The sequence below is a fragment of the Actinomadura darangshiensis genome (genome assembly GCF_004349235.1).
In the GTDB taxonomy this organism is placed as follows: domain Bacteria; phylum Actinomycetota; class Actinomycetes; order Streptosporangiales; family Streptosporangiaceae; genus Spirillospora; species Spirillospora darangshiensis.
The window spans coordinates 1-7,255 of record NZ_SMKY01000382.1 but is presented as its reverse complement, the minus strand read 5'-3'; the positions used below and the strand labels follow the sequence as shown (position 1 = coordinate 7,255).

The window sequence follows — 7,255 nt, the reverse complement described above, 5'->3', positions numbered from 1 at the left end:
CTGCGGAAACGAATGGCCCGCACCGAACAACACCTCGATCTGCGCACGCTCAGCGAGCGTAAGACGACGTCCTGGCACAACAAGATCCTTCCAGGAACCTCGTTGCAACAGACACTAGAAACCGCCGCCGCTCATAGCAACGACACGCCGCAAGTCAACGAGGCGGGTCACACTTCGGCGGCCATCTCCTTGACCTTCTCGATCAGCGCGAGGCGGCCCTTGTGGTCGCCGGCGATCGGGGACACGTTGAGCGTGGTGACGCCGGACTCCTTCATCGCGGCGAGCCGCTCGCGGACGTGGCCCTGCGAGCCGATGAGGGACATCTTCTCCAGCAGCTCGTACGGGACCTTGGCGGCGGCCTCGTCCTTCTTGCCGTCCAGGTACAGGTCCTGGATCTCCTCGGCCTCCTTCTCGAAGCCGTACCGGCGGGCGAGGTCGTTGTAGAAGTTCTTGCCCTTGGCGCCCATGCCGCCGATGTACAGCGCGGCCATCGGGCGCCCGAACTCCAGGAAGCCCTGCACGTCGTCGCCGATGGCGAGCGGGGACTGCCCGACCACGTCCAGCTCGCCGAGCGCCGGGTCGCGCTTGGCCTTCCCCGCGGCGAGGGACGGGCCCCACACGTCCTCGGCCTTCTCCGGCACGTAGAAGATCGGCTCCCAGCCGTTGGCGATCTCGGCGGTCTGCTCGACGTTCTTCGGGCCGATCGCGGCCACCAGGACCGGGATGTCGGCGCGCACCGGGTGGTTGATGAGCTTGAGCGCCTTGCCGAGCCCGGTGCCCTGGCCCGCCGGCAGCGGCAGCTGGTAGTGCTTGCCGTCGTGCTGGACGCGCTCGCGCCGCCACACCTTCCGGCAGATCTCGATGATCTCGCGGGTGCGGCCGAGCGGCGCGGTGTAGGGGACGCCGTGGAAGCCCTCGATGACCTGCGGGCCGGACGCGCCGATGCCGAGCGTGAACCGCCCGTCCGAGACGTAGTCCAGGCCCGCGGCGGTCTGCGCGATCGCGGTCGGGGTCCGCGAGTAGATGTTGAGGATGCCGGAGGCGATCTCCAGCCGCTCGGTCTTGGCGGCGATGTAGCCCATCTGGCTCACCGCGTCGTAGCTGTACGCCTCCGCGACGTAGACGACGTCGAGGCCGGCCTTCTCGTAGTCGGCCAGCTCCTCGACGGTCTCCTTGAAACCGCCCGAGTAGCTGAGCGCCATCCCGATGCGCATGGTGTCCGCGCCCCTTCCGTAACCGAATCCGATTCAGTCGAACGTAACCTACTCCCGCCGTCCCCGCGGGACGAGGGGTCAGGGCAGCGCCGGTCCGTGCAGCGCGTCCAGCACCGGCCGGTACAGGTCGGTGCGGATCTTCGCCACGGCCGCGCCGTTCCGGCCGGCCATGGCGGCCGCCTGCTCGACGGCCGCGGGCAGGACGTCGCCCTCGGCGGCGGTGCGCTGCACGATCCCGGCCTCCCGCGCCTGCTCGGCGGCGTACCGGCGGCCGGTCAGCATCGCCTCGTGCGCGGTGGCCTTCGGCAGCCGTCCCGCGATCAGCGCGTTCATCCCGGGCGTGAAGCTCATCCCGAGGTCGACCTCGGGCAGGCAGAAGTAGCCGCGGTCCGTCCGCATGACGGCGAAGTCGTGGGCCAGGGCGAGCATCCCGCCGCCGGCGAACGCGTGCCCGTTCAGCGCCGCGACCGTCGGCATCGGCAGCTCCAGGAGGCGCGCGTACAGGCCGTGCACGCGCCCCAGGTACTCCCCGAAGCGGTCCTGGTTGGCGCCGAGCCAGTCCAGGTCGAGCCCGTTGGAGTAGAACTTGCCGGTGCCCACGGTGACGAGGGCGCCCGGCCCGTCGTTCTTCGCCACCGAGTCCAGCGCGCCCTCGACGGCGCCGAGGAAGTCGGGGCTGAACCGGTTCTCGCCGGCGTCGAACCGCAGGACGTACACGTCTCCGTCGCGCTGGAGGTCGATCACGAGGCTCTCCTTCATCCGTGCCTGAGCGAAACCCTACTCGTGAGTAGTCGGCGGCGGGACCCTGCGGATCGGCATGACGTCCGTCATAGCCGCGATTCTCCATGACGACCGTCATGGTCAACGCGCCGACCCTATGATGAATGTCATAATCGGTCCATGGGGACGGACAGCAGGGAACGCATGGTGCGCAGCGCCGCCTACCTCTTCCGCGAGCGCGGCTACAGCGGCACCGGGTTCCGCGACGTCATCGCGCACAGCGGCGCCCCGCGCGGGTCGATCTACCACCACTTCCCGGAGGGCAAGGCGCAGCTCGCCGAGGAGGCCGTCCGCTACGCCGGCGAGTTCCTCAACGCGGGCATCCTCGCCGCCACCGAGAGCGGCGACGCCGCGTCCGCCGTGGACGCCTTCGTCGGCTGGTGGCGGCAGGTCCTCATCCAGAGCGGGTTCCGCGCCGGCTGCCCCGTCGTCGCCGTCACCGTCGAGTCCCACGACGACGCCCCGCAGCTCGCCGCGGCCGCCGCGGCGGTGTTCGGCCGCTGGCAGGACACCCTGGCCACGGGCCTCGGCAACGCGGGCGTCCCCGACGACCGCGCCTGCCGCCTGGCCCGCCTGATCGTCGCCGCCGTGGAGGGCGCCACCATCCTCTGCCGCGCCCACCGCGACGTCGCCCCCCTGGACGACGTGGTGGCAGAGCTCAAGGAGATGACCAGGAACGCCGTCCAGGACGGCTAGGCGTTCCCGTTCCCGCTCTCGGCGAGGAGCTCGGCCACGGCCTGCAGGGCGAGGACGTAGGACATGGGGCCGAAACCGGCGATGGTGCCGGTCGCCACGCCGGCGACCACGGACGTGTGGCGGAACTCCTCACGGGCCGCGGGGTTCGTGATGTGGACCTCGATGAGGGGGGCGGTGCGCTGGGCCAGGGCGTCGCGGAGGCTGTAGGAGTAGTGGGTGAAGGCGGCCGGGTTCAGCACGACCGGGATGCGCCCGTCGGCGGCCTCGTGCACCCACCGCACCAGCTCGGCCTCGTCGTCGGTCTGCCGGACCTCGACGCTCAGGTCCAGGCGGCGGCCGGTGTCGCGGCAGAGGGCGGCGAGGTCCTCGAAGCTGGTCGTCCCGTACTTGTCGGGCTCGCGGACGCCGAGCCGCCGCAGATTGGGCCCGTTCAGAACGAACACGCGGCTCACGGGGTGATCTCCTCGTATGCGGCGGCGAGGAGGGCCTCGTCGGGGGCTTCGAGGCGGCCGGGCTCGGCGAGGCCGTCCAGGACGACGAAGCGGAGCGTCGCGCCGCGCGACTTCTTGTCGATGGCCATGGTGGCGCGCAGCCCGGGCCAGTCGGCGGCGTAGGAGACCGGGAGGCCGACGGAGGCGAGGACGTCCCGGTGCCGCCGGACGATCCCGGCGGGCAGGCGCCCGGCGAGGCGCGCGAGCTCGGCGGCGTAGACCATGCCGATGGCGACGGCGTGGCCGTGGCGGAAGCGGTAGTCCTCGGCCTTCTCGATGGCGTGGGCGAGGGTGTGGCCGTAGTTGAGGATCTCGCGGAGGCCGCTCTCCTTGAGGTCGGCGGACACGACGCCGGCCTTGACCTGGACCGCCCGCTCGACCAGCTCGCGGGTGTGCGGGCCGTCGGGGGACGCGGCGCCCTTCGGGTCGTCCTCGACCAGGTCGAGGATCGCCGGGTCGGCGATGAAGCCGGCCTTGATGATCTCGGCGAGGCCGCTGATGTAGTCCTCGTGCGGCATCGTCATGAGGGTCGCCAGGTCGCACAGGACCCCGGCGGGCGGGTGGAACGCGCCGACGAGGTTCTTGCCCTCGGGGACGTTGATGCCGGTCTTGCCGCCGACGGCCGCGTCCACCATGCCGAGCAGGGTCGTCGGGACGAGCACGGCCCGCACCCCGCGCAGCCACGACGCCGCCGCGAAGCCGGCGAGGTCGGTGGTGGCGCCGCCCCCGACGCCGACGACGGCGTCGGTCCGGGTCATGCCGGAGCGGGCGAAGGACGACCAGAGCCCGGCGAGGACGCCGACCTCCTTGGCGGCCTCGCCGTCGGGGACGGGCAGCGCGTGGACGGTGTACCCGGCCTGTTCGAGCGCGCCGCGGACGGGACGCGCGATCTCCGGGAGCCCTTCCGCGTGGACGACGGCGACGGTGCGGGCGCGGTCGCCGACCATCGCGGGCAGCTCGCCCAGGACGCCCGTCCCGATCACGACGTCGTACGGGTCGGCGCCGCCCACGTGGACGCGGGATCGGGTCACCGGGCGCCTTCCAGGGCCTTGGCCACCTCCGCCACGATGTCGGCGGGTTCGCGGCCGTCGGTGTCGACGTGGACGGTGCCGAGCCGCTCGTAGATCGGGAGCCGCTCCTCCAGGAGCTTGCGCATCTGGCTGCGCGGGTTGAGGACGAGCAGCGGCCGCGCGGACGCCAGGCCGACCCGCTTGATCGCCTCCGACAGCCCGACCCGCAGGTAGACGACGGCGTGCCCGGCGAGCAGCTCCTGCGTCTCCGCCGCGAGCACGGCGCCGCCGCCGAGCGCGACGACCCCCTCGTGCTCGGCGAGCGCCGCGGCGACGGCGGCGCGCTCCAGCTCGCGGAAGCGGTCCTCGCCCTCGTCGATGAAGATCTCGCCGATCGGCTTGCCCGCCGCGCGCTCGACGTCGGCGTCGGTGTCGCGCAGCGGGACGCCGAGCCGCTCCGCGAGCGCGGTGCCGATCGTGCTCTTGCCCGAGCCTGGCGGCCCGATGATGACTGCCTTCGGTCGCATGGTCCCGTTCACTTGATCGTCAGAGAGGACAGGTATCCCCGCAGGTTGCGGGCGGTCTCCTCGGCGGAGTCGCCGCCGAACTTCTCCACCGCGGCGTCCGCGAGGACGAGGGCGGCCATCGCCTCGGCGACCACGCCGGCGGCCGGGACGGCGGTGACGTCGCTGCGCTGGTTGATGGCCTTGGCCGGTTCGCCGGTCTTCACGTCGATGGTGTCGAGCCGCCGCGGGACGGTCGAGATCGGCTTCATCGCGGCCCGCACCCGCAGCACCTCGCCGGTGGTCATGCCGCCCTCGACGCCGCCGGCCCGGTTCGTCCGGCGGCGGACGCCCTCGGGCGTCCCGTCGATCTCGTCGTGCGCCCGCGACCCGGGGCGGCGCGCCGTGGTGAACCCGTCGCCGAGCTCCACGCCCTTGATCGCCTGGATGCCCATCAGGATCCCGGCGAGCCGCGAGTCGAGGCGCCGGTCCCAGTGGACGTGGCTGCCGAGGCCGGGCGGGAGCCCGTACGCGAGGACCTCCACGACGCCGCCGAGGGTGTCTCCGGCCTTCTTCATCTCGTCGATGTGCGCGACCATGGCGGCGGACGCGTCCGCGTCGAAGCAGCGCACGGGGCTCTCGTCCACACGGGCGAGGTCGCCGGGCTCCGGCAGGACACCGTCCGGGGCCTGGACCTCACCGAGCGCGATCACGTGGCTCAGGACGTCCACGCCGAGGGCCTGTTTGAGGAACGCCTTGGCGACCGTGCCGAGCGCGACCCGGGCGGCCGTCTCACGGGCGCTCGCCCGCTCCAGGACGGGACGGGCGTCGTCGAACCCGTACTTCTGCATGCCGACGAGGTCGGCGTGCCCGGGCCTCGGCTGCGACAGCGGGGCGTTCCGCGCCTGGGCGGCGAGGACCCCGGCGTCCACGGGGTCGGCCGACATGACCGTCTCCCATTTGGGCCACTCGGTGTTGCCGATCTCGATCGCGACCGGACCGCCGAGCGTCACCCCGTGCCGGACTCCGCCGAGGATGGTCACCTTGTCCTGCTCGAACTTCATCCGGGCGCCCCGCCCGTGGCCGAGCCGCCGGCGGCGCAGATCCTCGGCGATGTCCGCCGAGGTCACGCGCACACCGGCCGGCAGCCCCTCCACGATCGCGGTCAGGGCCTGGCCATGGGACTCCCCCGCGGTCAACCAGCGCAGCATGCCAACGATCCTATTGACTCCGCACCCCGGCCCGTGCCGCCGTCCACCATCTGAGAGGCTCGGCGGCGGAGGTGGGGCGTGAGAAGCGAACTGCTCGCCCAGGCGCGCGGGTGCGCCCAGCTGGGCTCGCCGATGTACGTGGAGCTGCTCACGAGAGCGGCGGACGACCCGGGCGACATCGTGGCCGAGACGCTCGGGCGGCGCACCGGGACCGGCTTCATGCTCGCGATGCTGGCGACGATGCACCGGCTCGTCCTGGAGGGGCGGGCGCCGGAGCTCGCCGCGCACTACCCGACCGCGGGCGGCACGGAGGATCCCCTGGAAGCGTGGCCCGCCTTCCGGGACGTCCTGATCGAAAACGCGGCCGAGGTCCGGGACGGGCTCACCGACCCGCCCCAGACGAACGAGGTCGGACGGGCCGCCCCGCTGGTCGGCGGTCTCCTCACCGTCGCCGGGGCCACGGGCCTGCCGATCAGGCTGCTGGAGATCGGCTCCAGCGCGGGCCTCAACCTGCGAGCCGATCATTTCCGGCTTCTCCACGAGAGCGGCTCGTTCGGGCCGGAGTCGCCGGTCGTGCTGGCGGACGCCTGGCGGGGCCTTCCTCCGGTGGACGCGCCGCTGGCCGTCACCGAGCGGCGCGGATGCGATCCGAACCCCCTGGACGTGGCCTCGGCGGACGCGCGGCGGCGCCTGCTGTCGTACGTGTGGCCCGACCAGACGGCACGGGTCGAGCGGCTGCGGGCGGCGTTCGAGGTGGCCGCGCGCGTCCCCGCGGCGGTCGTGCGGGCGGGCGCCGCCGAGTTCCTGGACGGCCTCGCTCCGAAGCGGGGCGTCGCCACGGTGGTGTGGCATTCGACGATGCGCGCGTACCTGTCGCCGGACGAGGGCGCGCGGGTCGACCACCACATCGAGAAGGCCGGGGCGGCGGCCACCGCGGACGCGCCCGTGGCCCACCTGTCGTTCGAGGGACGGGACGCCTCCCGGCTCGACTCCGCCCAGGTGGTCGCACTCCGGCTGTGGCCCGGCGGGGAGCGCGCGATCCTCGGTGAGGGCCCCTCGCACGGGCTGCCCACGACCTGGTACTAGGCGAGCTCGTTCTAGGCGAGCTCGTTCTAGGCGAGCTCGTTCTAGGCGAGCTCGTTCTAGGCGAGCTCGTTCTAGGCGAGCTCGTTCTAGGCGAGCTCGTTCTAGGCGACCTCCCGCCAGTCGAGGACGGGCGCCACCAGGTCCCTGATCGCCGCGAGGAACCCGAGGCGGTTGGCCCGCGCCGACGGGTCCTCGTCCATGACCATGACGGCGTCGAAGTAGGTGTCGATGGGCGCGATGAGGGCGGTCGCGGCCGCGTAGAAC

8 protein-coding genes and 1 pseudogene are annotated in these 7,255 nt (G+C 72.7%); 2 read left to right on the top strand and 7 right to left on the bottom strand.

What is annotated here, in order from left to right:
* Positions 1 to 167: 167 nt before the first annotated feature.
* Together E1293_RS42220 and E1293_RS42215 are read right to left on the bottom strand one after the other, a co-directional pair.
* On the bottom strand, positions 168 to 1,214 hold the full coding sequence (locus E1293_RS42220; protein WP_132204986.1) for an LLM class F420-dependent oxidoreductase: 1,047 nt from the start codon (positions 1,212 to 1,214) through the stop codon (positions 168 to 170).
* A 78-nt stretch (positions 1,215 to 1,292) separates the two neighbouring features.
* On the bottom strand, positions 1,293 to 1,958 hold the full coding sequence (locus E1293_RS42215; RefSeq protein ID WP_132204984.1) for an enoyl-CoA hydratase-related protein: 666 nt from the start codon (positions 1,956 to 1,958) through the stop codon (positions 1,293 to 1,295).
* A gap of 156 nt (positions 1,959 to 2,114) precedes the next feature.
* On the opposite strand from E1293_RS42215, the gene E1293_RS42210 reads away from it, so the two are divergent.
* On the top strand, positions 2,115 to 2,690 hold the full coding sequence (locus E1293_RS42210; protein ID WP_132204982.1) for a TetR/AcrR family transcriptional regulator: 576 nt from the start codon (positions 2,115 to 2,117) through the stop codon (positions 2,688 to 2,690).
* Here E1293_RS42210 and aroQ read toward each other — a convergent pair.
* From aroQ to aroC, 4 genes are read right to left on the bottom strand one after another with little or no spacing between them, the layout of a single operon-like run.
* Complete coding sequence (gene aroQ / locus E1293_RS42205) at positions 2,687 to 3,142, bottom strand: type II 3-dehydroquinate dehydratase (protein WP_132204980.1); 456 nt, start codon at positions 3,140 to 3,142, stop codon at positions 2,687 to 2,689. The genes E1293_RS42210 and aroQ overlap by 4 nt on opposite strands.
* Positions 3,139 to 4,212, bottom strand: coding sequence for a 3-dehydroquinate synthase (gene aroB, locus E1293_RS42200; protein WP_132204978.1), 1,074 nt, complete (start codon positions 4,210 to 4,212; stop codon positions 3,139 to 3,141). Before aroB ends, aroQ begins: the two co-directional genes overlap by 4 nt.
* Positions 4,209 to 4,718: a shikimate kinase gene (locus tag E1293_RS42195; protein WP_132204976.1), complete on the bottom strand. Its 510-nt coding sequence runs from the start codon at positions 4,716 to 4,718 to the stop codon at positions 4,209 to 4,211. The genes aroB and E1293_RS42195 overlap by 4 nt, the downstream gene beginning before the upstream one ends.
* Positions 4,719 to 4,726: 8 nt before the next feature.
* Entirely contained in the window at positions 4,727 to 5,905 is a 1,179-nt protein-coding gene (gene aroC, locus E1293_RS42190; RefSeq protein WP_132204990.1) for a chorismate synthase, read from the bottom strand.
* A 78-nt stretch (positions 5,906 to 5,983) separates the two neighbouring features.
* Here aroC and E1293_RS42185 point away from each other — a divergent pair, with 78 nt between their 5' ends.
* Complete coding sequence (locus E1293_RS42185) at positions 5,984 to 6,991, top strand: DUF2332 domain-containing protein (RefSeq protein WP_207939421.1); 1,008 nt, start codon at positions 5,984 to 5,986, stop codon at positions 6,989 to 6,991.
* Between the two features lie 9 nt (positions 6,992 to 7,000).
* Here the strand turns inward: E1293_RS42185 and E1293_RS50885 are convergent.
* A pseudogene (locus E1293_RS50885) lies at positions 7,001 to 7,111 on the bottom strand (pentapeptide repeat-containing protein); the annotation flags it as partial.
* Between the last annotated feature and the right edge of the window lie 144 nt (positions 7,112 to 7,255).

What these genes read in the sequence shown, in the direction of transcription:
- E1293_RS42195 (WP_132204976.1), bottom strand. Translation starts at nt 4,718, where the DNA reads ATGCGACCGAAGGCAGTCATCATCGGGCCGCCAGGCTCGGGCAAGAGC.
- aroC (WP_132204990.1), bottom strand. Translation starts at nt 5,905, where the DNA reads ATGCTGCGCTGGTTGACCGCGGGGGAGTCCCATGGCCAGGCCCTGACC.
- E1293_RS42220 (WP_132204986.1), bottom strand. Translation starts at nt 1,214, where the DNA reads ATGCGCATCGGGATGGCGCTCAGCTACTCGGGCGGTTTCAAGGAGACC.
- E1293_RS42210 (WP_132204982.1), top strand. Translation starts at nt 2,115, where the DNA reads ATGGGGACGGACAGCAGGGAACGCATGGTGCGCAGCGCCGCCTACCTC.